The organism is Collinsella sp. CLA-JM-H32B (genome assembly GCF_040098065.1).
GTDB lineage: Bacteria > Actinomycetota > Coriobacteriia > Coriobacteriales > Coriobacteriaceae > Collinsella.
Genome location: NZ_JBBNNA010000008.1, coordinates 22,145 through 48,617 on the forward strand (window position 1 = coordinate 22,145; position 26,473 = coordinate 48,617).

The following is a 26,473-nucleotide window of genomic DNA, read 5'->3' on the forward strand; positions in this document are numbered from 1 at the left end:
CGTGTCCGAACGTCCCAAGGCATCCGCTCCCAAGGCGCCTACTTCCGCGAAGTCCGCGCGTAAGGCTTCCGCTGCAGGGGCGCCTGCAGCGAAGAGCGGCTCCGGTTCGTGGCTGGCGGGCTTTATCACCCGTGCCGCCGCCGGTATCGTCTATGCCGTTGTCTTTATCCTGTGCCTGGTTTTGGGTATTGTGCCCACGGCCATCTTCGTGTCCGTCATGAGCGGTCTGTGCTGCTATGAGTTCTTCCGCATGACGAGGCTCGACGGCAAGGTTGCCAACGAGCGCCTTGGTATCGCTGCCGCGGTGCTCTTTCCGCTCTCGGCGCTGGGCGATTCGTTGCTGTTGAACGCCCTGCTGTTCGCTTTGATGCTTGCGGTCGGTATCTGGTATGTCTGGTCTCCGCGCACTCGCATCTCTGACGTTGCCGTGACGCTCATGGGCCCTATCTACACTGGCTTTATGCTGTCGGCTATCGTGTTGCTGCGCGATGCCGTGCCCGGTTTTGCCGGCGCCCTGCTTTCGGTGGGCGTTTGCGCGTCCCTTTGGGTCTCCGACTCGTTTGCCTACATCGTGGGCAGCCGCATCGGCAAGCATAAGATGGTTCCCAAGATCTCTCCCAAAAAGAGCTGGGAAGGCTTTGCCGGCGGCATTTTGGGTTCTGTCTTGATTTGGCTAATCCTGTGGGCAACGCACTTCTATAAGCTGAGCCTTCCCTATGCGCTGCTGTGCGGCGTGGTCGTCTCCATCCTGGGCGTTATCGGCGACCTCATCGAGTCGCGTATCAAGCGCGGTGTGGGCGTCAAAGATTCCGGTAATCTCATCCCGGGCCACGGCGGCATGCTCGACCGCAGCGATTCGCTCATCTTTGGCTGCATTACCGCGCAGCTGCTGCTGATGATCGGAGGCGTGCTGTAATGGCTTATCAGACCACCTACGGTCCCGATGGGCGTCTTCGTGTTGCCGTTCTGGGCTGTACGGGTTCTATCGGCACTCAGGCGCTCGACGTGTGCCGTCAGCATGCCGATCGCCTGCAGGTGACGGCGCTGTCCGTTAACTCCAGCACCCCCGAGCTCGTTGCCGCTGCCCGTGAGTTCTCGGTCCCGGCGGTTGCCGTGGCGGATGCTTCCCATGGCGCCGACGCCGTGCTGCAGGAACTGCCCGAGGGAACGGAGCTCGGAGTTGGCGCGCAGGCCGTGTGCGAGCTCGCATGTCGCGATGATGTCGACTGCGTGCTCGTGGCCATCGTGGGCGCTGCCGGTCTCGAGGCGAGCCATGCTGCCCTGACCTCGAACAAGCGTCTTGCCCTGGCCAACAAGGAGTCGCTCGTCGTCGGTGGCGATTTGCTTATGCCGTTGGCGCAGCCGGACCAGCTTATCCCGGTTGACTCCGAGCATTCTGCCATCTACCAGTGCTATCTGGGCGAGAATCCGCGCGAGGCTCACTGCATTTGGCTAACCTGCTCGGGCGGCCCGTTCTTTGGCCGCACGCGTGACGAGCTCGATCGCGTGACGCGCGCCGATGCCCTGGCGCATCCTACGTGGGCTATGGGTGCCAAGATCACGATTGACTCCGCCACCCTCATGAACAAAGGTCTGGAACGTATCGAGGCCATGCATCTGTTCGGCTGCGATCTCGATTTCATTAACGTGGTCGTGCAGCGCCAGTCCAAGATTCACTCCATGGTTGAGTTTGCCGACGGCTCCGTGATGGCGCATCTCGGTGCCTCCGACATGCGCATTCCCATCCAGTTTGCCTTCTCGTATCCCGAGCGTTGGGATACGCCGGCTCCGCGTATCGATTTCCGCGAGTTGGGTCAGCTTACCTTTAACGCTGCCGATATGGATACCTTCCGCTGCTTGGCGCTGGCCGAACGTGCCGGCAAGACGGGCGGCACCATGCCGTGCGTGCTCAATGCCGCCAACGAGGTCGCCGTCGATGCCTTCCTGCATGATGGCTGCAGCTTTACCGATATCGACCGCATTGTGGAATCCTGCATGGACGCTCACGATGCGCAGACGGTCGATTCGTTTGAACAGCTTCGCGACATCGATGGCTGGGCGCGTGAAAAGGCCGCGCAGGTGCTCGCCGCAACCCGTTCTTAACCCATAAGGATTGCTTTTTCGTTTTATGGATACTGTTCTGAGCGTTCTCTCATCGGTCTTTTGGGGCCTGCTGATGCTTTCCGTCCTCGTGTTTTTGCACGAGGGCGGCCACTTTTTGGCGGCGCGTGCCTGCGGCGTCCGGGTGACTGAGTTCTTTTTGGGTCTGCCGTGTCGCTTTGATATCCACCACACGTCTCGTCGTATCGGCACCAAGTTTGGCGTGACCCCACTGTTGCTGGGTGGGTATGCTGCCATCTGTGGCATGGATCCGACCGACGTCTCGTGTGCCGACCGCGTGCTTGCTGCCATCTATCGTCACGGCCGGGTGACGGTGGCTGATCTTGCCGTCGAGCTCGAGCTGTCCGAGGAGGATGTGCTCGAGGCCTGTGCTTTGCTGTTGGGCTGGGGCTCCATCGCTCCCTGGTATGAAGAAGGGGAAAAGCCTTCGCCCAGTTACTATCCCACCAAGTACCAGACCCTGCCGCGTGACGCGGCGGGTTATACCACCTTTGACGGCCGTCGGTTCGATCGCGAGCATGCGACTGCCGAGGGCGATGTATGGGAGCTGCCGTGCGGCGAGTCCGAATTCCTTGCACGCGAGCGCTCGCACACCTATTTGGGTCAGGGCTTTGTCAAGCGTGCCTTTATGCTGCTTGCGGGCATTATCGTCAATATCCTGACGGGCTTTTTGCTCCTTATGAGCATCTATTCCATCGCAGGTGTCACGGTGCCGGTGGATACCAATGTGATCGGCCAGGTTGACGAAGGCTCGGTTGCCGCAGCGGCGGGAATCGAGGGCGGCGACGCGATCCTTTCGGTCGACGGAGTATCGTGCTCTACTTGGATGGACGTATACGATGCCATCGGTAAGGCTGCCGGTAAGGACGATATCGCCATCGAGTATGAGCGTGACGGCAAGCGGCATTCGACCACGGTTGCACTCAAAGAGGACGAGCGCCTCGGTGTGTATGCCTCTACGCAGGTGGTCCGTTTAGACCCCATCACGTCGGCTCGTCTGTCCTTATCCTATGTCGTGCAGACAGCGGAGGGCGTGATGCGCCTGCTCCAGCCGCAGCATACGATGGAGATTCTCGATCAGTCCTCATCGATCGTGGGTATTAGCGTTATGTCCTCACAGGCTGCTGCCGCTGGCCCTGCAACGTTCCTTTCGTTTGCCGCCCTCATTTCGTTCTCGCTTGGCTTTATGAACCTGCTGCCTATCCCACCGCTCGATGGCGGCAAGCTGGTCATCGAGATCATTCAAAAGATTGCTGGCCGCGAGCTTCCGCTCAAGGTCCAGTCGATCGTGAGCTATGTGGGTATCGCGCTTTTTGCGCTGCTGTTTGTCTATATGCTTCGTTCCGACATCCTTCGATTTATTCTGTAGGGGAGTGTTTGGATTGTCTTTATCCCATCCTTTGCCTCGCGAGCTGACGCGCCCCGTGCATGTGGGCGGCGTGCAGATCGGTGGCGGTGCGCCGGTGGTGGTCCAATCCATGACCTGCACCGATACCGCTGATGCCCAGGCAACGCTTGCGCAAGTGCGTGCTTTGGCGCAGGCTGGCTGCGATATCGTGCGCGTGAGCGTGCCCACCGAGGCCGCGCTTGAGGGTTTCCGCACCATCTGTGCCGAGTCTCCGGTGCCGATTGTCGCCGATATCCACTTTAACCATAAGCTCGCCATTGGTGCCGTTGAGGCCGGTGCCGCCAAGCTGCGAATCAATCCCGGCAATATCGGCGATTGGGCCAAGGTTGACGCGGTGATCGATGCTGCGGGTGCCGTGGGCTGTGCGATTCGTATCGGCGTCAATGCCGGTTCGCTTGAGCAGGATATTGCCGAGCGCGACGACCTCACGCAGCCCGAAAAGCTCGTGATGTCGAGCGAGCGTTTCGTCAAACATTTTGAGGATCGCGGTTTTACCAATATTGTGCTTTCCGCCAAGGCCCATAGCGTGCAAACGACGCTCGATACCTATCGAGCCCTGTCGCGTGAGATTCCCCACGTTCCGCTTCACCTGGGCGTAACCGAGGCGGGTACCAAGCTGCAGGGCACCATTAAAAGCTCGGTGGGCCTTGGTATCCTGCTGTCTGAGGGTATCGGTGACACCATGCGCGTCTCGCTCACGGCCGATCCGGTCGAGGAGCCGCCGGTCGCCTGGGGTATCCTGCAGTCCCTGGGCCTGCGTCGCCGTGGTCCCGAGATTGTCTCGTGCCCCACGTGCGCCCGCTGCCAGGTTAACCTGATTCCTATTGCCGAGGAGGTCACCGAGCGGCTTAAGAACTATGCCGCGCCGCTTTCGATTGCCGTCATGGGATGTGCCGTTAATGGCCCCGGTGAGGCTTCTGATGCCGACCTGGGCGTTGCTTGCGGACGTGGTCAGGCCCTGCTCTTTTCGCATGGCCAGATCATTGGTAAAGTAGCTGAGGATCAAATTGTCGACGCGCTTATGGCCGAGGTCGACAAGCTTATTGAGGAGAAATAAATGACTCGAGCAATGTATATGTCTAAGCTCTATGCGCCGACGCTTAAAGAGGATCCGGCCGACGCCGAGCTTGCAAGCCATCGTCTGCTGCTTCGTGCCGGTATGATCCGCAAGGAGGCCGCCGGTCTCTATTCCTATCTGCCGCTCGCTTGGTGCTCGATTCGTAAGATCGAGAACATCGTGCGCGACGAGATGGATGCCGCCGGCGCCCAGGAGCTCATGATGCCCATTATGGTCGATGCCGAGCTGTGGCGTGAGTCCGGCCGCATCGATGCCTATGGTAAGGAGCTCGTGCGCTTTGACGACCGTCATGGTCGCGAGTTTGTGCTGGGCCCCACGCACGAGGAGACCGTCACGGCCCTGGTGCGCAACGAGCTGCGCTCCTATAAGCAGCTGCCCGTCAACCTGTACCACATTCAGGACAAGTTCCGCGATGAGTTCCGTCCCCGCTTTGGCCTGATGCGCGGCCGTGAGTTCATCATGAAGGACGCCTACAGCTTCTCTGCCACGCAGGAGAGCCTGCAGGAGGAGTACGACAAGATGAAGCAGGCCTACGCCAACATCTGCGAGCGCTGCTACATCAAGGCTCTGCCCGTTGTCGCCGACTCCGGCGAAATCGGCGGCGACACCTCCGTCGAGTACATGGCGCTGGCCGACGCCGGCGAGGCTTCGCTCGTCTACTGCGACGATTGCGGCTTTGCTGCCGATGACGAGGCTGCAAGCACCAAGGTCGTTGTGACCGAGGGTCCCGGCGACGGCACGCTCACCAAGGTCGAGACTCCGGGTATGGGCACCATCGAGGCCGTCGCCAAGTTCTTCGGCTTCCCCGAGAACGGCACGCGCAAGTCGCTGGCGTTGATTGACTCCGAGGGCAAGCCGGTCGTGGCCATTGTTCCGGGCGACCACGAGCTCAACGACTGTAAGGCCGAGCACGTCTTTGGCAAGGGCTATCGCATGATGACCGACGAGGAGCTCCAGACCTACGGGCTGCATAAGGGCTTTATCGGACCGGTCAACCTGCCCGAGGGCATCCGTCTGGTGTGCGACGAGAGCCTGCGCGAGTCTAAGCAGTGGGCCTGCGGTGCCAACGAGGTCGATTATCACTTTACCGGCGCCTGTCCCGAGCGCGACTTTACCGTCGACGAGTGGGCCGACCTGGTCACCGTCGTCGCCGGCGATCCCTGCCCGCACTGCGGCAAGACGCTCTCTGCTGCTCGCGGCATCGAGGTTTCCCAGGTCTTCCAGCTGGGCACCAAGTACTCCGAGGCCATGGGTGCCACCTTTATGGACGAGGACGGCAAGGAGAAGCCGCTTATCATGGGTTGCTACGGTGTGGGCGTGTCCCGTTCGCTCGCTGCCGTCGTGGAGCAGCACAACGACGAGCACGGCATCGTCTGGCCGGTCTCCGTTGCTCCGTACGAGGTTGCGGTGATTCCGCTCGATCCCAAGAAGGAGGAGTGTGCTACCGTCTGCGAGCAGATCGTTGATGGCCTGTGCGCCGAGGGTATCGAGGTCGTCGTCGACGACCGTGACGAGCGTCCCGGCTTTAAGTTTGCCGACAACGACCTTATGGGCTTCCCGTATCAGGTCGTTCTGGGTAAGCGTGGCCTCAAGAACGGCACCGTCGAGCTCAAGGACCGTGCCACGGGTGAGCGCGAGGACGTGGCGATCGACGAGGTCGTCGCCAAGGTCGCTGAGCTTGTGAAGGCGGCACGCCGTTAATCGGCGATTTCGCTTGTAGTTCGATATACGGGACGGCCCCGCATTTCTCCAGATAGGGGAGATGCGGGGCCGTCCTTTTATCTTGTCGACGTACTCAATCGCTAAAAGGAAACCCCACAGCCCATGCGAGCTGCGGGGTTTCCTTTGTGCCTCCGATGCGAAATAAATCGCTCAGATATTACTGATAATCGACAACGTCGATCCAGTTCTTCAGGAACTCATCGTTCACGTTGCGCTTACGAGCGAGCTCGGAAGCGGCGACGATGCTCGTCCACTGACGCACGACCTGCATGGGCATGTCGGCGCGGTCGCAGTAGAGCTCCAGGTAGGCCTCGGCCTGATCCTTGCTGTTGAGGGCAAAGAGCAGGTAGGTGGTGGCAACGTCGGCAGCAGGGGAGCCCTGGGTGGCATGTGCCCAGTCGCAGACGTACAGCTGGCCGTCGTCGCCGACGATGACGTTGGAGGGGTTGAAGTCGCCGTGGCAGACCTTGAACTCCTTGGTCATACCGTCCAGACGCTCCTGAAGGTTGTAGCGCGTGGTGGCATTGAGCTGATCGAGGCTGTCGATCATGCGGGCGAACTTATCGCGCTGACGGTTGAGCAGTGGGGAGGTGTAGTCGTGGATCTCGATCTGGAGGTCGACGAACATCTCGAGGTACTCACCAAAGCGCTGGGGCTCGGCAGTCATCTTCTCGGCAAGGGTGGTACCCGGGACCTTCTCGGTCACGAGCGCCCAGCCGTTGGCGTTCTCGAGCTGAGAAACCTCGAGAGCCTTGGGGCTGCGGATGCCGCACTCATTGATGCGGGCAAGATTCAAAGCCTCGTTGAACACGTCGGAGACGGGCTTGGTCTCGTTAAAGACCTTGACGATCTTGTCGCCCAGGTCGTAAACGACCTTGTTGCCGCGACGGACGAGTTCGGTCTTGGAATCGGGTAGCAGCATGGTTGCATCCTTTCAACGATGCGATAGAAGCGACGGCGGGGGTGTGTGAAACACCCGTGCACCCCCGCCGTTAAAACCGTGCTAGAACTAGCAGACGGCGTAATCCTGAGGCTCGCGGCCGTAGTAGGCGTCCAGGTAGAGCTCCTTGATCTCGCTCATGAGCGGGTAGCGCGGGTTGGCGCCGGTGCACTGGTCGTTGAATGCCTGCTCGGTCATCTCGTCGAGGGTGTCGAGGAAGTACTGCTCGTCGACACCGTAGTCGGCGATGGTCTTCTTGACACCGATGAAGTCCTTGAGCTCCTCGAGCTTCGTGATGAAGTTCTCGAAGACCTCCTTGTCGTCCTTGCCCTCGATGCCGCAGTACTTGGCCATCTCGGCGTAGTTGTGCAGCGCGTTGGGGTAAGGATACTGAGAGAACGTGCCCATCTTGACGGGGGCCTCAGCGGCGTTGTAGCGCATGACGCGAGTCAGGATGACGGCGTTGGCGATGCCGTGGGGCAGGTGATGGAAGGCGCCGAGCTTGTGGGCCATGGAGTGGTTGAGGCCCAGGAAGGCGTTGGCGAAGGCCATACCGGCCATGCAGGAGGCGTTGTGCATCTCCTCGCGGGCATGCGGGTCCTTGGCGCCGTTCGTGAAGCTGGAGGGCAGGTTCTCGAAGACGAGCTTAGCAGCGCGCTCGGAGAGGCCCTTGGTGTAATCGGAAGCCATGATGGAGACGTAGGACTCGATGGCGTGGGTCATGACGTCGATGCCGGAGGCAGCGGTCAGGCCGCGCGGGGCGGTCATGCAGTTGTCGGCGTCGACAATAGCCATGTTGGGGAGCAGCGCGTAGTCGGCGAGCGGCCACTTGATGCCGGTCTCCTTGTCGGTGATGATGGCGAACGGCGTGCACTCGGAGCCGGTACCCGAGGAGGTCGGGACGGCGACGAAGTAGGCCTTCTTGCCCATCTCGGGGAAGGTGAAGATACGCTTGCGGATGTCCATGAAGTCCATGGCCATGTCCTCAAACTTGCACTCGGGGTGCTCGTACATCATCCACATGATCTTGCCGGCGTCCATAGCGGAGCCACCGCCGACGGCGATGATGACGTCCGGCTCAAAGAGAGCCATCTGCTTGGCGCCGCGACGTGCGCACTGCAGCGACGGATCGGGCTCGACGTCGTAGAAGCAGTCGTGGGCGATGCCCATCTCGTCGAGCTTGGCCTCGATGGCGCGGGTGTTGCCATTCTTGAAGAGGAACTGGTCGGTGACGATGAAGGCGCGCTTCTTGCCCATGACGTTGCCCAGCTCGTCGAGGGCGACGGGCGTGGAACCCTTCTTGAAGTAGACCTTCTCGGGAGCGCGGAACCACAGCATGTTCTCACGGCGCTCGGCCACAGTCTTAACGTTGATCAAGTGCTTCACCCCAACGTTCTCGGAGACGGAGTTGCCGCCCCAGGAGCCGCAGCCCAGGGTCAGAGACGGCTTCATGCCAAAGTTGTACAGGTCACCGATGCCGCCGTGCGAGGACGGGGTGTTGATGACGATACGGCAGGCCTTCATGACGTGCTCGAACAGGCTGATCTTCTCGGCCTGGGCGGGGTGCACGTACAGAGAGGCGGTGTGGCCCGGGCCACCGGCGAGCACCAGGTGCTCGGCCTTGTCGACGGCCTCCTGGAAGTCCTTGGCGTGGTACATGGCCAGGACCGGGGAGAGCTTCTCGTGGGAGAACTCCTCCTTGGCGGGGTCGGTGGAGGTGACCTCGGCGATCAGAATCTTGGTCTTGGCGGGAACCTCGATGCCGGCGAGCTCGGCGATCTTGGCGGCAGCCATGCCGGGGATGCGGTGGTCGAGGGCGCCGTTCTTGAACATGGCGGCACGCAGGGCCTCCATCTCGGCACCCTGCTTGACGAAGTAGCAGCCGCGCTTCTGGAACTCGGCCTTAACCTGGTCATAGATGGTGTCGATGACGGTCACGGACTGCTCGGAAGCGCAGATCATGCCGTTGTCGAAGGTCTTGGAGTGGATGATGGAGTTGACGGCGAGCAGCACGTCGGCGGTGTCGTCGATGACGACCGGGGTGTTACCGGCGCCAACGCCCAGGGCGGGCTTGCCCGAGGAGTAGGCGGCCTTGACCATACCCGGGCCACCGGTGGCGAGGATGATGTCGACGTCGCGCATGACCATGTTGGTCAGCTCGATGGAGGGGACATCGACCCAGCCGATGATGCCCTCGGGGGCGCCGGCCTTGACGGCGGCGTCAAGCACGAGCTTGGCGGCGGCGATGGTGCACTTGGCGGCAGCCGGGTGCGGGGAGATGATGATGGCGTTGCGGGTCTTCAGGCAGATCAGCGTCTTGAAGATCGCGGTGGAGGTGGGGTTGGTCGTCGGGATGACGGCGCCCACGATGCCGATGGGCTCGGCGATCTTGGTGATGCCGTAAGCCTCGTCGCGCTCCAGGACACCACAGGTCTTGGTGTTCTTGTAAGCGTTGTAGATGTACTCTGCGGCGTAGTGGTTCTTGATGACCTTGTCCTCAAGAACGCCGCGGCCGGTCTCCTCGATGGCCATCTTCGCCAACGGGATACGAGCCTTGTTGGCGGCCATGGCGGCCTCATAGAAGATCTTGTCGACCTGCTCCTGCGTGTACGTAGCAAAAAGCGCCTGGGCCTCTCGCATCTGAGCGAGCTTAGCCTCAAGCGCCTCTACGTTGTCCACAATTGCGGGAGTAGTGTTTTCCGGTGACTTTTTCACCATTTGTGTCTCCTTGCGATCGGAGATTTACCCTACGCCTTGCATGATAGCAAGAAATTATTCGGCGAACGGTAAGATTCCCGTAAAAGGCACACTAAAACGCTTCAACTAAATGAATCGTTTCAACTAAAAACTATCCGCCTACTGCATCGCCCCGCTCATTGGGGACAGACTTGCATGAGTGCTTTCACTCATTTGGGACAGACATCGATTTGCCATTTTGCCGTTCTGGGCCCGTTCTTGCCGCTTATTTGTATATAAATAGGTTACAGGCTCAGCATTTCGCGTTGCTTCTCTCCTTTTAGGTGTTGCCTGTACAGCTTTGAAAGGAGAGATTATGCCCCGATGCGCCCGCGCCGTTTCGCTCACCGGCTATTACCACGTCTATGACCGCGGCAATTCCAAACAGATTATTTTTGAAGATGACTCCGACCGCTATCGTTTCTTATCGGATATCTCGGACAGGTTTGCGAGCCATGAAGTGGTGGTATTGGCTTGGTGCCTTATGGACAATCACTTCCATTTGATGGTTGATGATCCACTTGACAATCTTTCAAAGGCAATGCAGTGTGCGCTGACGGCATATGCTAAGTATTTCAATGGTAAAACGGGAAGAACGGGGCATCTGTTTGACAATCGCTATTCGCGGGTCGCGGTTGAGTCGGACACGCAGGCGGTGCAACTGCTCGACTATATTCATCTCAATCCCGTGAAAGGTGCGCTCGACTCGCTCGAGGCGTACCGCTGGTCAAGCTTCAAGGCATATCAGCTGGGCTACGATCCCTTTGACATTTGTGATACGGCCCCTATGCTCGATATTGTCGGAGGCTCCCGTTGCTATTGCGAGCATCTCGAGGAAGTTGCCGGGCACATCTGGTCAGTGGAGATTCTTCCGCGCCGGCGGATCCCCGATGAGGATGCCCTAGCCGTCGCGCGCGAAGCCCTGCCGAGCATAGATCCTGCGCTGCTCAAGGCCCTGCCGCGCCCGGAGCGCGATGCCTATCTGCTGAGGCTTAGGCGGGCGCATCTTACGGTCAAGCAAATTGCCCGTATCACCGGTATCGGCGCTACAAGCGTGACCAAGGCCACCATAGGCTGGAATGAGGCAGCGTGAGGCAGGGGCGAACCGCTGCCGGCACGCGTTATGTCTGTCCCAAATGTGTGAAAGCACTCATGTAAGTCTGTCCCCAATGAGTGCAAAAAGGCGCCCTCCACATGGAGGACGCCTTTGGTAAGTTCTATGTGAACGCGAGGTCTTTGACCCGGAGAGTCCGAGGTACTTGTTGGTAAGACCTTATTTAGGAGCGCGCAACCTTGCCAGACTTGAGGCAGGTGGAGCAAACGTTCATCTTGCGACGGTGACCATCGACGACGACGTAGACGCGCTGGATGTTGGGGCGGAACTTACGGTTGGTGACGCGGTGAGAGTGGCTGATGGAGCGACCGGCAACGGGGTGCTTACCGCAAACTTCGCAAACTTTGGACATAACTGACCCTCCTTGGGCGACAAACGAACATGTCGCGTTAACAAACAAGCCTGAACTATAGCACAGAAGCATGTCTCTGTGCGCAATCTACACAGAGATATTTCTCTTTTGGCGATAGTGCCCACGCTACGGCCCTGGACGTAGATCCGATTTGCGTGCAGCAGAGGGGATTATGCCAGCTCGCAACAAGGTTTTCAAGCGCGTCCCACAAATATATATAGGTTTATGGAGCGATTGGCTCCGTTTACGGATTGACTAGTATTTATACTCGCATTTGAGCCCGAGGTTGGCTACACTATGCCTTGACCATTAAAGGGGTACGAGATACCCGCATGGAATTACATAGCTGTCAATGAGCAGTACTTCCTGTGGGTGTCTGGTTCCGCTTTGAGCGGTCGGGCATCTATTTTTTTGACTGTGTCAGCAGTCAAGACATGTGAGGAAGGAGATCGATGGGCACGACTTCCCCCAAGGCGGTCATCATGGACGAGACCGCCGTCAACCGAGCGATGACCCGCATCGCGCACGAGATTCTCGAGCGCAACGAGGGCTGTGAAGACCTCGCTCTGGTCGGCATCGTCACGCGCGGCGACCTTCTGGCAAAGAAGCTCGCCGAGGCGATCAAGGAGATCGAGGGTGTCGACGTTCCGCTCGGCAGCCTGGACATCAGCTTCTATCGCGATGACTATGCGACCAATTTCGCTCCCGCGATCCACGCTACCAACATTCCCTTCAGCGTCGACGGCAAGCGCGTCGTGCTGGTGGACGACATCCTGTACACGGGTCGCACCATCCGCGCCGCTCTGGACGCCGTTATGGACCTGGGTCGTCCGAGCCGAGTCGAGCTGGCAGTTCTCGTTGACCGCGGTCACCGCGAGCTCCCTATCTCGCCGGACTTTGTCGGCAAGAACGTTCCCTCGTCGCACGAGGAGAACGTGCACCTATATATGAAGGAAGTCGACGGCCGTACCGCTGTCGAGATCAACGACGTCGCGCCGGGTTCCCACGTGGGCTCCGCGCCGCTGGGAGGTGAGTAGTACCGTGGCGTTCAACCATAAGCACCTGATCGACATTACCGAGTACTCCGAAGAGGACATCAAGCTCATCCTCGAGACCGCCAAGGCGTTCTCCGAGGTCAACGAGCGTGCCATCAAGAAGGTCCCCACGCTCAAGGGCAAGACCATCGTCAACATGTTCAACGAGCCCTCGACGCGTACCCGCAGCTCCTTCGAGCTCGCCGAGAAGCGTCTTTCGGCCGACAGCCTCAATTTCGGCGGCTCCTCGACCTCCACGGTCAAGGGCGAGAGCCTCGTCGATACCGTCGAGACCCTCAACGCCTACAAGATTGACTGCATTGTCGTGCGCGACAAGCATGCTGGTGCTCCCTACATCGTCACGCAGAATTCGCCCGCGAGTGTTATCTGCGCCGGCGACGGTAAGCACAATCACCCCACGCAGGCTCTGCTCGACCTGTACACCATCTGGGAGCACAAGGGTGACTTCCACGGTCTGAAGGTCGCCGTCGTCGGCGACATCGCCCACTCCCGCGTCTGCGGCTCGCTGATCCCCGCCCTTAAGATCATGGGCTGCGAGACCTACGCCGTCGCCCCCGGCACGCTGCTGCCGCCGGCGCCCGAGGTTCTGGGCTGCGACCACGTGACGAGCGACCTCGATTCCGTCCTGCCCGAGCTGGACGTCGTCTACATGCTGCGCGTACAGCAGGAGCGCCTCGAGGGTGCCCCGTTCCCGACCATTCGCGAGTACCACAAGCTCTTCGGCCTGACCAAGGACCGCGAGAAGCTCATGAAGCCCGACGCGATCATTTGCCACCCGGGCCCCATCAACCGCGGCGTCGAGTTCGACTCCTATATGGCCGACCACCCGCAACGCTCCGTCATCCTGGAGCAGGTCTACGCCGGTATCTGCGTGCGTATGGCTATCCTGTATCTGCTGCTTGGAGGTGCCGATAATGGCCTTGCTTCTTAAGAATGCCCACGTCGTCGACCCGTCCGTCGAGCTTGACGGTGTCGTTGACGTCCTGATTGACGGCGACAAGATCGCCGAGGTCGGCGAGAACCTCGCCGCCGAGGGAGCCGAGGTCCGCGACCTTTCCGGCAAGTACCTCGTCCCTGGCCTGGTGGACATGCATGTCCACCTGCGTGAGCCCGGCTACGAGGTCAAAGAGGACATCGAGAGCGGCACCCGCGCGGCTGCCAAGGGCGGCTTCACCGGCGTGTGCGCCATGCCCAACACCGACCCCGTTACCGATAACGGTACCGTCGTTGAGTTCGTCAAGTCCCGCGCTGCCGAGGTCGGCCACTGCCGTGTCTATCCTTCTGGCGCCATGACCCGCGGTCTTAAGGGCGAGGCCATGTCCGAGATGGGCGATATGGTCGCCCACGGCGCCGTCGCCTTCACCGACGACGGTCGCGGCGTGCAGGGTGCTGGTATGCTCCGTCGCTGCATGGACTACGGCAAGATGTTCGGCAAGGTCTTTATGAGCCATTGCCAGGACGAGGACCTGGTCGGTCACGGCCAGATCAACGAGGGCAAGGTCTCGACCCGTCTGGCTCTTGAGGGCTGGCCGGCTGCCGGCGAGGAGCTCCAGATCGCTCGCGACATCGAGATCGCCAAGCTGACCGGTGCCAAGCTGCACATCCAGCACATCTCCACCGCCCATGGCCTGGAGCTCGTGCGTGCCGGTAAGGCAGCTGGCGTGCAGGTCACCTGCGAGGCCACCCCGCACCACATGTTCCTGACCGAGAACGACCTGGACGAGACCTACAACACCTCGCTCAAGGTCAATCCGCCGCTGCGTACCGATGAGGATGCCGAGGCTATCCGTCAGGGCGTCATCGACGGCACCGTAGACGTTATCGTCACCGACCACGCTCCCCACACCCCGTGGGAGAAGGCCCGCGAGTTCGAGCTTGCGCCCTTCGGCATGATCGGCCTCGAGACCTCGCTGGCGCTCGTGCTCACCGAGCTGGTCAACACGGGCAAGATGAGCATGGGCCGCATGGTCGAGCTCATGGCCATCAAGCCGCGCGAGATCCTGGGCCTCGACCAGGTTCAGGTCAAGGCGGGTTCCGTTGCCGACCTGACCGTGTTCGACCCCGCCGCAACCTGGACGGTCGGCGAGGGCGGCTACGAGTCGCGTGCCGAGAACTCCGGTTTTGCCGGCCGCACGCTCACCGGTCGTGCCACCGATGTGTTTGTCGGCGGCAAGCAGACGCTCGCCGACGGCTGCATCTGCTAGCATAGCCTTATCGCTTTTGTGCGCGGTGCCCTTGCGGTGCCGCGCTTTCTGTTCGCCTGAACCATGCAACCGCATGGGGGATTGGAGCGTCTATGCCCACACCTTCCACTGCACGCATGCACGACTTTGAGGTCGTCTCGAACCAGGAGATCGCCGACGGCATCTTCTCGCTCGTTATCTCGGCCCCCAAGCTTGCAAGTGCGCTCAAGCCCGGTCAGTTCGTGAATATCGCCGTGCCGGGCGATGCTTCCTCGCTGCTTCGCGTGCCCCTGAGCTTCTATCGCGCCGACGCCGAGGCCGGCACCGTCGAGCTGTGGTACGCCGTCGTGGGCGATGATACCCGCCGTCTGTCGCAGATGGGCCCTGGCTCCACCTCCAACTTGCTGGGCCCTGGCGGCCGCGGCTGGTTCGTGCCCGAGGGCACCAGGAAGGCGCTGCTCGTCGCCGGCGGCATCGGCGTTCCGCCCGTACTCTGCCTGGCTGGCATGCTTGCCGAGCAGGGTGTGGACGTTGACGTATGCCTGGGCTTTGGCACCGCGTCCAAGGCCGTGGGAGTCGACGAGTTCCGCGCGCTGGGAGCCACGGTTAACGTGTGCACCGACGACGGCTCGTTGGGCACGCACGGCTTCTGCACCGATCCTGCCGCCGAGCTGCTCGGCGAGGGCGGTTACGACTACGTCGCCAGCTGTGGTCCCGCCGTCATGATGGAGAAGGTCGCCGAGGCTGCCGCCGAGGCCGGCGCTTACTGCGAGGTGTCGCTCGAGCGCATGATGAGCTGCGGCTTTGGTGCCTGCAACACCTGCAATGTCGAGACGGTCGACGGTATGAAGGGCGCCTGCATGTGCGGCCCCGTGTTCGATGCTTCCAAGGTGGTGGTCTTCTAGTGGGTACCGTGAACATGGCCGTCGATTTCGGCGGCGTCAAGATGCAGAACCCCATCAACACCGCAGCCGGTACCTTTGGCTACGGTTGGCAGTTCCAGAACTTCTTCGATGTCTCCCAGCTGGGTGCCATCACCACCAAGGGTTGCGCTGCCGAGCCCTGGCCCGGCAATCCCGCACCCCGCATGGCCGAGATTCCCGGCGGCATGATCAATTCCGTGGGCCTGCAGAACCCCGGTGTGGCCGCTTTCGCCCGCGAGTCCGGTCCGTGGCTCGAGCAGCTCTCCAAGGACGGCTGCCAGGTCATCTGCCAGGTTGCCGGTCATTCCGTGGACGAGTTTGTCCGTGCGCTCGAGATGTATGTCGAGCTGTGCCCCTGGGCTGCCGGCTATGAGATCAACGTGAGCTGCCCCAACATTGCCGCCGGCGGCGCCGCCATGGGCTCCACGCCCGAGGGCGCCTCTGGCGTCATGGCCGCCTGCCGCAAGGTGACCGACAAGCCGCTGTTTGTGAAGATGGCCCCGGTCAACGTCGCCGAGATCGCCAAGGCCCTCGAGGCCGCGGGAGCCGATGGCCTTTCGGTCATCAACTCCATCCAGGGTATGGCCATTGACGTTCATACCCGCAAGTCCCGTGTGGCCAAGCCTAAGGGCGGCCTTTCGGGTCCGCTGTGCCACCACATCGCCGTTCGTATGGTCTGGGAGGTTGCCCAGGCTGTCGATATCCCCATCAACGGCGTCGGCGGCGTCATGACCGGTGAGGACGCGGCCGAGTTTATCCTGGCCGGCGCCACCTGCGTATCGGTCGGTATGGCCAATTTCGTCGATCCGTGCGCTTCGCTCAAGATTGCGCGCGAGCTCGAGGCCTGGGCCGAGTCCCAGGGCGTGAAGGACATCAACGAGCTGGTAGGTGCTTTCGAATGCTAGAGACCGATGCCCGCGACCGCGTTATCGTCGCCCTCGACTGCGACCGTGAGCGTGCGCTCGAGCTCGCCCATGAGCTTTCGGGCCATGCCGTCTGGCTTAAAGTGGGCATGACGCTCTATTACGCCGAGGGTCCCGAGATCGTCAAGACCTTTAAGGACCTGGGCTTTAAGGTCTTCCTTGATCTTAAGTTCCATGACATTCCGCATCAGGTGCGCGGTGCCGCTCGCTCGGCCTCGCTTGCCGGTGCCGACTTGCTTTCGGTTCACGGCTTGGGTTCGGGTGCTATGCTCGCCGCCTGCCGTGAGGGTGCCGAGGAGGCACGCGAGGATCGAGCCAAGCTCGTCGCCATCACCGTGCTTACGAGCATGAATCAGGATGCGCTGAGCGAGATCGGCGTCGAGTCGCCCGTTGCCGAGGAGGCCGCCCGTCTGGCAAAGCTCGCCCAGGCCAACGGTATCGACGGTATCGTGTGCTCGCCGATGGAGGCTCATGACATGCGTGAGCTGCTGGGTCCCGATGCGCTGATTGTGACCCCGGGCGTGCGTCCGGTTGGTGCTGCGCTGGGCGATCAGTCCCGCGTGGCCACGCCTTCCCAGGCTATCGAGCGCGGCGCGAGCCATATCGTGGTGGGCCGCCCCATTACCGGCGCCGACGATCCGGTTGCCGCGTTTGACGCCATCGTTGCCGAGCTGGTCGAAAACGTCGCGTAAAAGATTCCCTTAAGTCACCACTTTTTGGGTTCAATAGCACAAATTAGCCCCTGTGCCTGCGTAAACTTTCCCATCCTTTGTGTGGAATCGCAGGTCGGGGGCTCATCTTTTAGCACGATATATTGCACTTTTTGCGGGTATCGTCTAACCTATGGAGCCGCGATTGGGCATTTTGTACGTTTTACGTGCTAAAATGCCAAATATTGAATCAGATATAACCCAACTATTTGGAGGTACGAATGGCACTCCCTCAGCTTACCGATGAGCAGCGTAAGCAGGCTCTTGAGAAGGCTGCCGCCGCACGTCACGCTCGCGCAGAGCTCCGTGAGCAGATCAAGAAGGGCGAGAAGTCCCTCGAGTCCGTGCTCAACTCCGATGACCCCATTGCTTCCCGCATGAAGGTTTCCACCCTCATCGAGTCTCTCCCCGGTTACGGCAAGGCCAAGGCCGCCAAGATCATGGAGGAGCTCGGTATCTCCGCTACCCGTCGCGTCCAGGGCCTCGGCGTCCGTCAGCGCGAGCAGCTCCTCGAGCAGCTGACCAAATAAGTGAGCGCTCAGGATTCCAAGCTCTTTGTGATTTCTGGACCGTCAGGCGCAGGCAAGGGTACGCTCGTCACTCGTGTGCGCGAGCGCCGCTCGAACCTGGGCCTGACGGTTTCGGCTACCACGCGAGCACCACGCAAAGGTGAGGTCGACGGCGTCAACTACTTTTTTCTGACGCGCGAGGAGTTCGACCGCCGCGTGGCAAACGGTGAGTTTGTTGAGTGGGCCGAGGTCCACGGTAACTGCTACGGCACGTTGGTGAGCGAGGTCCAGTCCAAGCTCGCCTCTGGTTCGTCTCTCATCTTGGAGATCGATGTCCAGGGTGCCTTGCAGGTCAAGGAACGTTTCCCCGAGGCCGTGCTGATCTTTATCAAGCCCCCCTCGCTCGAGGTGCTCCGCGAGCGTCTGGTCGGTCGCGGTACCGAGACGCCCGAGACGATTGAGCTGCGTATGGCAAACGCCGCCCATGAGCTTGCTCTTGCCGACCGCTACGACGACGTCGTGGTGAATGACGATCTCGACCGCGCGACCGATGAACTCGTTCGCGTTCTCGATATGCATGAAAGGATCTGAGGTCCGTGTCCGTTGTAAAGCCTTGCATTGACGATCTTCTGGAGAAGACCGATCACAACCGCTTCCTGCTCGCTTCGCTTGCCTCCAAGCGTGCCTGCGACATCAATAGCATGCTGCGCGGCCAGCATAACCGCGTGCTTGCCGTTCAGGATGTCGACGACATCACCATCGCGCTCTCTGGCGCCGATACCATCTCGATGGCTATGGACGAGATCGTCGACGGCGATATCTCCTACGACGAGGCCCGTTACGAGAAGGCGCTCGGCCATAAGGTTGCTGAAGCCTAAATGGCGGCTCGCGTCTGCCTGGTCCACTATCACGAGGTTGGACTGAAGGGCAAGAACCGCGCACATTTTGAGCATATCCTCATGGATAACATTAAGGCGGCTTTGGCCGCCTTTTCCGTGAATGCCGTGTCTCGAATTTCCGGTTATATCCTCGTGACCTTTAACGAGCATCAGGCCGACGAGGCGGCGCGCGTTATCCGCACCGTCCCCGGCGTTGCCCGTGTGTCCCTGGCGTACCACACCAACCGCGACCCGCAGGAGTACTGCGCCGCCGCCGTCAAGGCGCTGCGAGAGTTTGGCCCCTTCGATTCGTTTAAGGTTCACGCCAAACGCTCCAATACCGACTATGAGCTCACCTCGATTGATATCAATCGTCAGGTGGGCGAGGTGCTGTGCGAGGCCTTCCCCGATAAAAAGGTTCAAATGCACGACCCCGATGCGATGGTGCACGTACTGGTGGTCCAGGGTAGCGTTTACGTGTACGCGCGCTCCGAGCGCGGCGTGGGCGGTCTGCCGGTGGGTTCTGCCGGCAAGGTCGTGACGCTTCTGTCGTCGGGCATCGATTCTCCGGTGGCGACCTGGATGCTCGCGCGACGCGGCGCGGTGTGCGTTCCGGTACATTTCTCCGGTCGTCCGCAGACGCCTGATACGAGCGAGTATTTGGTGCAGGACATCATCCGTGCGCTTGAGCCGGGTGTCCAGATCGGCCGCCTGTACGTGGTGCCGTTTGGCGATTGCCAGCGTGAGATTTCCGTCACCTGCCCCAGCAACCTGCGCGTGATCATGTATCGCCGCATCATGTATTCGGTTGCCGAGCGCATTGCGCATATCGAGGGCGCCAAGGCCATCGTGACCGGCGAGTCGCTCGGTCAGGTTGCCTCCCAGACGCTCGAGAACATCATGGCCGTCAACGAGGCCGTGAAGATTCCCGTGTTCCGTCCGCTCATCGGGTCCGACAAGCAGGAGATCATTGCGCGCGCTCAGGAGATCGGCACGTTCGATATTTCCACCGAGGCGGCGCCCGACTGCTGCACGCTGTTTATGCCGCGTCGTCCCGAGACGCACGCCAAACTCGATGCCGTGCACGAGGCCTGGGAGTTGTTCGACCACGAGGAGATGATCGAGCGCTTGCTTAAGCAGACCGAGTACATCGACTTTTCCAGCAACACGTATAAGGCCCCTAAGACCTTAAAACGCAAACATTCGGAGCTTGCTCCGCGTGAGATTTACCAAGATCACGAGTAATTGCCTGCATAGACCGACGATGCGCCCGTATCGTCGGTCTTTTGCTATCTGGGCAAATGATGCCAAGATGTTCATTCGCTGACGTGTGACTGAATAAATGGACACTTTTCCGCAAGGTTTTTGTCAGATTTTGGTTTGACCGCGATAACCAGTGTGGACGTGCGGAGGCTTCGGCGCTCGTTTCCTGACACGATGGTGTTGGGAGGTGTTTGCTATGGCGCAGCGCGAACATCACGAACGGGTTAAACGTATGGACCGCTGGGCAGAAAAGCTGCTCGGGCATAAAGCGGTGGTGGTGGCGATTTTGGTTGTCATTGCCGCCGCGAGCGGCTTGGCGATGGCAAGTTTTAGTAGCCGCTCCGGCGGCGTGTCGTTTGAGCATAGTGATGAGGCAAGCGCCTCGGATGCGCGCGGGGCCGGGGATGCGTCTCCTGATGATGCCGATGGGTCTTCGGGCAAGAGCTCCTCTGCTGCCGAGGTGTACGTTGATGTGGATGGCGCCGTTGTGAGGCCTGGCGTGTATCGGCTCAAAGAAGGAGCACGGGTGTCCCAAGCGATCGATGCCGCCGGAGGGCTTACGGCCGAGGCGGACGTGACAGGGCTTAACCGTGCGTCCAAGATCACAGATGGCCAAAAGATTTATGTACCGACGGTGGGGGAGCAACAAGCGGCTGCGGCGGTCGGCGGGGCCGAAAGTAGTACTGCCACGACTCCTGGCGCGGGGTCTTCGTCGGGGCTCGTGAACATCAATACGGCGAGCGCGGCGGAACTGCAGACGCTCTCGGGCATTGGGCCTTCTATGGCTCAGTCGATTATCGATGAGCGGACAAAGAACGGTGCTTTTGCCTCAGTCGATGACCTGATGCGCGTATCGGGAATCGGTGAGAAGAAGCTCGCCAAAATCAAAGATTGCATTTGCGTATGAGTGCGACCGAGCGCGAGCAAGTGATGCCACCACGGCCATTGATGCCGTGGACGATGGCACTTTGTGCCGGCTTGTGTGTGAGCTGTGGCTTGGTACTTAACATGGCGGCCGATTTGCTGCTGGGTGAGCGGACGACACCCGTCACATTGCTTATGGCCATTCCCGTTGCTGCTGCGGCTTGCATCGTATTGGCTCGGTCCTGTATGCGCCTTATGCGGTGGAGACGATGGCTGTATGCCGCGGCCCTTGGCATCGTGGCGGGGTCGGTCGTGTCCGCGGGTTGGGCGATTGGGGCGCTGCGTGCTTCGAGGGCGCTGGATAATCGGGCTGCGAGCAGTCTTGAATTTGTTGTGCGCGGTGACCCTTCCATCAATGACGGTGCGTACTCCTATACCTGCGATGCGTATGCGGGCGAAAAGCGTTTAGGTCAGGTGCGGCTGTCGTGTGATCGCGAGCTCGGCGTCGGTTCGCATGTACGTGCTATCGGTCGAATTTCGCGCCTTGAGAACGATGCGTATGGGCGCTCGCGCGTACTCCGAGGCGAGGTGCGCAAGGTTAAAGCCGTTCGGATTGTGTCGGTCGATGAGGGCTCTTCGGGGCCGCTGCTTCGATTGCGAAATGGGCTGCTTGCGTCCATCGCGCCTGCGACCGACCCGGCGCGTGCGCTCATAGCCGGTGTCGTCTGCGGTCGTTCGGCCGAGCTGCGCGCCCAGCCGGCGGGCGACTGGTTTTCGGTGACGGGAACGGCGCATCTTATCGCCGTCTCGGGCAGCCATTTGGCTATCGTGGGGTTTGTAATCGAGGGCGTCTTGCAAAAGACTCGGTGTTCACGCGGTCTTCAACGGGCGATATTGGCGATAACGCTTGTGGGTTACGCTGCCTTTACGGGCGCGTCTCCCTCGGCCGTGCGCGCGTGCTGCATGGTGTTCGCGACGCTTGTCGTAAACGGCGCGGGGCGTCGCCGGCACGGCCTTTCGGCACTTTTCGTAACTATGTCCATCTTTGTGCTGCTGCGGCCGACGGTGCTGTTCGAGATGGGCTTTCAGCTTTCATGTGCCAGCGTCTTTGCCATTCTGTGCTTTTGCCCCTATGCGACCTACGCTTTGGGTAAGCTGGGTGTGCCATCGGGCGTTGCCAGCATGCTTTCCGTCACGCTTTGCTCGCAACTGGCGACACTTCCCATCACCATTCCTGCCTTTGGTACGTTCTCGCTCATTGCTCCGCTGGCGAATGCGGTCATCGGTCCGGTGGTGAGTCTCCTGCTTGCTGTGTCGATCGTGCTGGTTCCCTTTTCGCTCGTGGAGCCGTTGCAAGCTTGGGCGCTCGTTGTGCCCATGATTGCCGCCCGTTGCGCGCTGTTCTTCGAGCAGCTGTATGCCGCCGTGCCGGGTGCATCCGTGAGCGTGCCGCCCGATAGCATGTGGATTTATCTAGTGCCGTGTTTGCTGGCGGTTCTGCTGGTCTGTTGGCCGCGTCCCCGTGCACGTCCCATGGCGGTGGGGCTGCTGTGTTTGATGCTTGCAGCGGCCGTTCCGTATGTCTATTGGGATCGATTCGCTCCGCCTTCGGTGACGGTGCTCGATGTGGGGCAGGCCGATGCGATCCTGGTTCGTCAGGGTGGCGCTGTGGCGCTCGTGGACTGTGGGCTCGATGAGCGCGTGGTGTCGGCGTTGGTTCGCAATAACGTGCACCATATCGATGCCGTCGTTGTGACGCATTGGGATGAAGACCACTGGGGTGGTCTTCCCGATGTGCTCGATCAGTTTTCGGTTGGAGCCATTGTGGTTGCGGCCGATGCGCTTGACGGTGCGCCTGCTGAGGTCCTGAATCGCCCCGGCGTAACGTATCGGCAGGTGGCTTGTGGAGACACGGTCGATATCGGCGCGTTTCGGACACGTGTGATGTGGCCGTTTGACACGGTGGATGGCGAGGGCAATGAGGACTCTCTTGTTTTGCTGCTCTCCTATGCTCAGGAAGGCAAGAGCCTGCGCGTGCTCCTCACTGGTGATGCCGAGCTCGATCAAGAGCGCGAGTTTGTACAGGAGGTGGGTGATATCGATGTGCTCAAGCTAGGGCATCACGGCTCAAAAGTTTCCGTCGACACAGACCTGCTGGGCACGCTTAAGCCCGAGCTCTCTATCGCGAGTGCGGGCGAGGGCAACCGCTACGGCCATCCATCCGATGCCTGCATCGATGCGGTTCGCGATGCGGGCGGTGCGTTCGCATGCACCATCGAACACGGTGACATTACCGTCTCGCCGACCGCGAAGGGCTTTGCGATGCGATGCCAGAGACCGTGATGCTGTCGTTGGCGCGGGACCAACCCCTGGGATAAAATGGCACGGTACGAATTCGAGTGTGTGCGAGAGGGGAGCGCAATGTCCGAAACCGGTCTGCTGCCGGCATATCTGATCGTCGGTACCGATGGGGTCAAGCGCGACCACGCCGTCTCGCGTATGAAAGCTCGCTTGGAAAAGTCGGGTATGGTTGAGTTCAACCTCGATGAACACGACATGACGAAAGATCCCGATATCGAGTCGATCATCGGCTCGCTCAATACCTTTCCCATGGGTAGCGAGTTTCGCCTGGTGATCCTCGACGGCTGCTCCAAGCTTGCCAAAGCGGTCTCGGAACCGCTCGTCGAGTATCTCGCAAGTCCCAGCCCCACGACGGTCTGTCTCATTATCGCCGACTCACTTGCCAAGAATACGCGCCTGTATAAGGCAATCGCCAAGATCGACAAGAAGGCTATCGTCGATTGCTCGGGTACCAAGCGCTGGGAACTGCCGCGCCGCGTTCAGCAGATGGCGACGCAGCACGGTAAGTCCATCTCGACGGCTGCTGCCGAGGAGCTCGTCTCGCGTTCGGGCGAAAACACGCGCATGCTCGATAACGACCTGGCAAAGCTCGCCCAGATGGTCGAGGCGCCCCAGATTGAGCTTGCCGACGTTGAGCGTTGGATCGTGCGTACGGCCGAGGTTCAGCCCTGGGACTTCCTCAACGCCGTCTCGGCTCGCGATATGCGGCGTTCGCTCGAACTCTTTAAGCTTCTGCCCTCCAAGAGCTACGTATGGACCTACACGCTGCTATGCGGTCGCATCCGTGAGCTGATCGTCGCCAAGGCGCTCGATGGGCGTGGGCAGGGGCGTGAGCTCGCCGCGACGCTCAAGCTTCAGGCCTGGCAGGTCAAGAATCACCTTACCTGGGCGCGCCGTTTTTCGATGACCGAGCTCGTTGCCGCGCTCGAGTGTGCCGTCGATGTGGAGCTTGCGCTCAAGGGCTCGGCCGATTCTCAGACCGCGCTTTTGCTCTGGATTACGAACATCTTGAGAAAATCGTGATGATACCTGCCTATTTGACAAATTCGTTCTATCCCTTTGAGGGGGAGCGTGCTATAGTAGGCGCTTGCATGACCTCACCGTGTCTCAGAGGTGTCATACATTTTTTGCAAGGAACTCGAAAGGAACTCCAGAAGTGGCAAACATCAAGTCTCAGAAGAAGCGTATCCGCACCAATGAGGCAGCTCGCATGCGTAACAAGGCTGTCAAGTCCGAGCTCAAGACGCTGACCAAGCACGTTCAGTCCGCCGTCGCCGAGGGCGACGCCGAGAAGGCCCAGGCTGCCCTCAAGACCGTCACCAAGCGTCTCGACATGGCTGCCGCTAAGCATGTCATCCACAAGAACCAGGCTTCCAACCGCAAGTCCGGTCTTGCCAAGCTCGTGAACAGCATCAACGCCTAAGTTGTAAATTTCACACCACACAGATTACGCGCATAAATGGAGCCTGTTTTATGGAACAGGCTCCATTTTTTGTACCGCTCGGGTAAGATAGTCCGCATGAATACTTCAATTGACATTTCCCACATCCGCAACTTCTCGATCGTTGCACATATCGACCATGGCAAGTCCACGATCAGTGACCGCATCCTCGAGCTCACCCATACCGTCGATGAGCGCGACATGGAGTCGCAGCTGCTTGACACGATGGACATCGAGCGCGAGCGCGGCATCACGATCAAGTCCAATGCCGTCCGCGTGTCCTATGACGCCGACGACGGCGAGACGTATCAGTTCAACCTGATCGATACGCCGGGCCACGTGGACTTCACCTACGAGGTCTCGCGTTCGCTTGCCGCTTGCGAGGGTGCGGTGCTCGTCGTGGACGCCACTCAGGGCGTCGAGGCGCAGACCGTTTCCAACGCGACGCTCGCCATGAACGCCAACTTGGACATTGTTCCGGCCATCAACAAGATTGACCTTCCCTCGGCGCATCCCGACGAGGTCAAGACCGAGATCGAAGACGATCTGGCCATTCCCGCCGACGATGCCGTGTGCGTGTCGGGCAAGACCGGCGAGGGCATCCATGATCTGCTGGAGTCCATCGTCTTTTTGATCTCGCCTCCCAAGGGCGATGCAAATGGCCCTCTCAAGGCACTTATTCTGGATTCGTACTTCGATGAGTACCGCGGCGTTGTCGCCACGGTGCGTGTCTTTGACGGTTCCATCAAAAAGGGCGATACCCTGCGCATGATGCAGGCCAAGGGCGATTTCTTGGTCGACGGCGTGGGCGTCAAGCGCCCTGCCGAGACGCCGGTCGACGCTCTGACCGTCGGCGAGGTCGGTTATGTGGTCACGGGCCTGAAGGACCCCGAGGCTGTGCGCGTGGGCGATACCCTTACGTGGGCTTCGAACCCCTGCCCCGAGCCGCTGCCGGGCTACCGCGAGGCCAAGCCCATGGTCTACACGGGCCTGTTCCCCATCGACAACAAGGACTACGAGAACCTGCGCGACGCGCTCGATAAGCTGCACGTCAACGATCCGTCGTTGGTGTGGGAGCCTGAGACGTCGGTGGCGCTGGGCTTTGGCTTCCGCGTGGGCTTCCTGGGCCTGCTGCACATGGAGGTCGTCAAGGAGCGCCTGGAGCGCGAGTTCAATCTGGACCTGATCGCCACGAGCCCCTCGGTCGACTACCACGTGTACAAGACTGATGGCGAGATGGTCGATGTCCGCAGCCCGCAGGATCTGCCCGAGGCCACTCGCATCGAGCGTATCGAAGAGCCCTACCTCAAGGCAAAGATCATCTGCCCGCCCGAGTATACGGGTGCCGTCATGCAGCTCGCTATCGAACACCGTGGCGTCACGACCGATATGATCCACCTGACGAGCAAATCGGTCGAGATGCGCTTTGATATGCCGCTCGCCGAGCTCATCTTGGACTTCTTCGATCAGCTCAAGAGCCGCACCAAGGGCTACGCTTCGCTCGACTATGAGTTCAATGAATATCGCCCCTCCGAGCTCGTCAAGCTCGACATCCTGCTTTCGGGCGACGAGGTGGACGCTCTGTCGTTTATCGTACACAAGGATAAGGCCTATGGCCTGGCCCGCGGTCTGTGCGACAAGCTCAAGGAGATCATCCCGCGGCAGCTGTTCGAGGTGCCTATCCAGGGCGCCATCGGCAACAAGATCATCGCCCGCTCCACTGTTAAGGCGCGCCGTAAGGACGTGCTGGCCAAGTGTTACGGCGGCGATATCTCGCGAAAGCGCAAGCTGCTCGAGAAGCAGAAAGAGGGCAAGAAGCGCATGAAGGCCATCGGCTCGGTCGAGGTCCCGCAGGAGGCCTTTATGGCGATTCTCAAGGTGGACGAGTAGTT

24 protein-coding genes are annotated in these 26,473 nt (G+C 60.4%); 21 read left to right on the plus strand and 3 right to left on the minus strand.

Annotated features, from left to right (window positions below; all coding sequences use genetic code 11):
• Nucleotide 1 precedes the first annotated feature (1 nt).
• Genes AAA138_RS05870 through AAA138_RS05890 form a run of 5 tightly spaced genes read left to right on the plus strand, consistent with a single transcriptional unit; the run spans nt 2 to nt 6,308 of the window.
• A complete protein-coding gene (locus tag AAA138_RS05870; protein WP_349089962.1) occupies nt 2–916 on the plus strand; it encodes a phosphatidate cytidylyltransferase in 915 nt (304 codons plus the stop codon).
• Complete coding sequence (gene dxr / locus AAA138_RS05875) at nt 916–2,103, plus strand: 1-deoxy-D-xylulose-5-phosphate reductoisomerase (protein WP_349089964.1); 1,188 nt, start codon at nt 916–918, stop codon at nt 2,101–2,103. The genes AAA138_RS05870 and dxr overlap by 1 nt, the downstream gene beginning before the upstream one ends.
• Nucleotides 2,104–2,128: 25 nt before the next feature.
• Nucleotides 2,129–3,490 carry a M50 family metallopeptidase gene (locus AAA138_RS05880; RefSeq protein ID WP_349089966.1) on the plus strand — a complete coding sequence of 454 codons (1,362 nt, stop codon included), beginning with the start codon at nt 2,129–2,131 and terminating at the stop codon, nt 3,488–3,490.
• A gap of 13 nt (nt 3,491–3,503) precedes the next feature.
• A complete protein-coding gene (ispG, locus tag AAA138_RS05885) occupies nt 3,504–4,586 on the plus strand; it encodes a flavodoxin-dependent (E)-4-hydroxy-3-methylbut-2-enyl-diphosphate synthase (RefSeq protein ID WP_349089967.1) in 1,083 nt (360 codons plus the stop codon).
• On the plus strand, nt 4,587–6,308 hold the full coding sequence (locus AAA138_RS05890; protein ID WP_349089968.1) for a proline--tRNA ligase: 1,722 nt from the start codon (nt 4,587–4,589) through the stop codon (nt 6,306–6,308). It abuts the gene before it with no gap.
• Between the two features lie 178 nt (nt 6,309–6,486).
• On the opposite strand, the gene AAA138_RS05895 is transcribed toward AAA138_RS05890, so the two are convergent.
• A complete protein-coding gene (locus tag AAA138_RS05895) occupies nt 6,487–7,251 on the minus strand; it encodes an aminoglycoside phosphotransferase family protein (protein WP_349089969.1) in 765 nt (254 codons plus the stop codon).
• Between the two features lie 87 nt (nt 7,252–7,338).
• Nucleotides 7,339–9,987 (minus strand): bifunctional acetaldehyde-CoA/alcohol dehydrogenase, encoded by a 2,649-nt coding sequence (adhE, locus tag AAA138_RS05900; protein ID WP_161160261.1) that lies wholly within the window; start codon nt 9,985–9,987, stop codon nt 7,339–7,341.
• A 334-nt stretch (nt 9,988–10,321) separates the two neighbouring features.
• On the opposite strand from adhE, the gene AAA138_RS05905 reads away from it, so the two are divergent.
• On the plus strand, nt 10,322–11,098 hold the full coding sequence (locus tag AAA138_RS05905; protein ID WP_349089970.1) for a transposase: 777 nt from the start codon (nt 10,322–10,324) through the stop codon (nt 11,096–11,098).
• Between the two features lie 184 nt (nt 11,099–11,282).
• On the opposite strand, the gene rpmB is transcribed toward AAA138_RS05905, so the two are convergent.
• Complete coding sequence (gene rpmB, locus AAA138_RS05910) at nt 11,283–11,471, minus strand: 50S ribosomal protein L28 (RefSeq protein ID WP_022094725.1); 189 nt, start codon at nt 11,469–11,471, stop codon at nt 11,283–11,285.
• A gap of 452 nt (nt 11,472–11,923) precedes the next feature.
• On the opposite strand from rpmB, the gene pyrR reads away from it, so the two are divergent.
• The 15 genes from pyrR (at nt 11,924) to lepA (ending at nt 26,471) form a co-directional block, all read left to right on the plus strand.
• Complete coding sequence (gene pyrR, locus AAA138_RS05915; protein ID WP_118259765.1) at nt 11,924–12,508, plus strand: bifunctional pyr operon transcriptional regulator/uracil phosphoribosyltransferase PyrR; 585 nt, start codon at nt 11,924–11,926, stop codon at nt 12,506–12,508.
• A 4-nt stretch (nt 12,509–12,512) separates the two neighbouring features.
• Nucleotides 12,513–13,457: an aspartate carbamoyltransferase catalytic subunit gene (locus AAA138_RS05920; protein ID WP_035138537.1), complete on the plus strand. Its 945-nt coding sequence runs from the start codon at nt 12,513–12,515 to the stop codon at nt 13,455–13,457.
• Nucleotides 13,441–14,730, plus strand: a complete 1,290-nt coding sequence (locus AAA138_RS05925) for a dihydroorotase (protein WP_349089971.1) — start codon at nt 13,441–13,443, stop codon at nt 14,728–14,730. The genes AAA138_RS05920 and AAA138_RS05925 overlap by 17 nt, the downstream gene beginning before the upstream one ends.
• Before the next feature lie 116 nt (nt 14,731–14,846).
• Nucleotides 14,847–15,614: a dihydroorotate dehydrogenase electron transfer subunit gene (locus AAA138_RS05930; RefSeq protein WP_349090011.1), complete on the plus strand. Its 768-nt coding sequence runs from the start codon at nt 14,847–14,849 to the stop codon at nt 15,612–15,614.
• Nucleotides 15,615–15,628: 14 nt separating this feature from the next.
• Nucleotides 15,629–16,537, plus strand: a complete 909-nt coding sequence (locus AAA138_RS05935; RefSeq protein WP_349090012.1) for a dihydroorotate dehydrogenase — start codon at nt 15,629–15,631, stop codon at nt 16,535–16,537.
• The gene (gene pyrF, locus AAA138_RS05940) at nt 16,531–17,247 is read left to right on the plus strand and encodes an orotidine-5'-phosphate decarboxylase (RefSeq protein ID WP_349089972.1); all 717 of its coding nucleotides are present in this window, start codon (nt 16,531–16,533) and stop codon (nt 17,245–17,247) included. The genes AAA138_RS05935 and pyrF overlap by 7 nt, the downstream gene beginning before the upstream one ends.
• A gap of 239 nt (nt 17,248–17,486) precedes the next feature.
• The gene (gene mihF / locus AAA138_RS05945) at nt 17,487–17,795 is read left to right on the plus strand and encodes an integration host factor, actinobacterial type (protein ID WP_006236130.1); all 309 of its coding nucleotides are present in this window, start codon (nt 17,487–17,489) and stop codon (nt 17,793–17,795) included.
• Nucleotides 17,796–18,365 carry a guanylate kinase gene (gene gmk, locus AAA138_RS05950; protein WP_089573396.1) on the plus strand — a complete coding sequence of 190 codons (570 nt, stop codon included), beginning with the start codon at nt 17,796–17,798 and terminating at the stop codon, nt 18,363–18,365. It abuts the gene before it with no gap.
• A gap of 5 nt (nt 18,366–18,370) precedes the next feature.
• A complete protein-coding gene (locus AAA138_RS05955) occupies nt 18,371–18,652 on the plus strand; it encodes a DNA-directed RNA polymerase subunit omega (protein WP_055250050.1) in 282 nt (93 codons plus the stop codon).
• Complete coding sequence (thiI, locus tag AAA138_RS05960) at nt 18,653–19,897, plus strand: tRNA uracil 4-sulfurtransferase ThiI (protein ID WP_195534920.1); 1,245 nt, start codon at nt 18,653–18,655, stop codon at nt 19,895–19,897.
• Nucleotides 19,898–20,111: 214 nt separating this feature from the next.
• A complete protein-coding gene (locus AAA138_RS05965; RefSeq protein WP_349089973.1) occupies nt 20,112–20,822 on the plus strand; it encodes a helix-hairpin-helix domain-containing protein in 711 nt (236 codons plus the stop codon).
• 101 nt (nt 20,823–20,923) lie between these two features.
• Nucleotides 20,924–23,122, plus strand: a complete 2,199-nt coding sequence (locus AAA138_RS05970) for a DNA internalization-related competence protein ComEC/Rec2 (RefSeq protein WP_349089974.1) — start codon at nt 20,924–20,926, stop codon at nt 23,120–23,122.
• 78 nt (nt 23,123–23,200) lie between these two features.
• On the plus strand, nt 23,201–24,163 hold the full coding sequence (gene holA, locus AAA138_RS05975) for a DNA polymerase III subunit delta (RefSeq protein ID WP_349089975.1): 963 nt from the start codon (nt 23,201–23,203) through the stop codon (nt 24,161–24,163).
• A gap of 133 nt (nt 24,164–24,296) precedes the next feature.
• Complete coding sequence (rpsT, locus tag AAA138_RS05980) at nt 24,297–24,563, plus strand: 30S ribosomal protein S20 (RefSeq protein WP_022094714.1); 267 nt, start codon at nt 24,297–24,299, stop codon at nt 24,561–24,563.
• 96 nt (nt 24,564–24,659) lie between these two features.
• Nucleotides 24,660–26,471 (plus strand): translation elongation factor 4, encoded by a 1,812-nt coding sequence (gene lepA / locus AAA138_RS05985; protein ID WP_349089976.1) that lies wholly within the window; start codon nt 24,660–24,662, stop codon nt 26,469–26,471.
• Nucleotides 26,472–26,473: the final 2 nt, after the last annotated feature.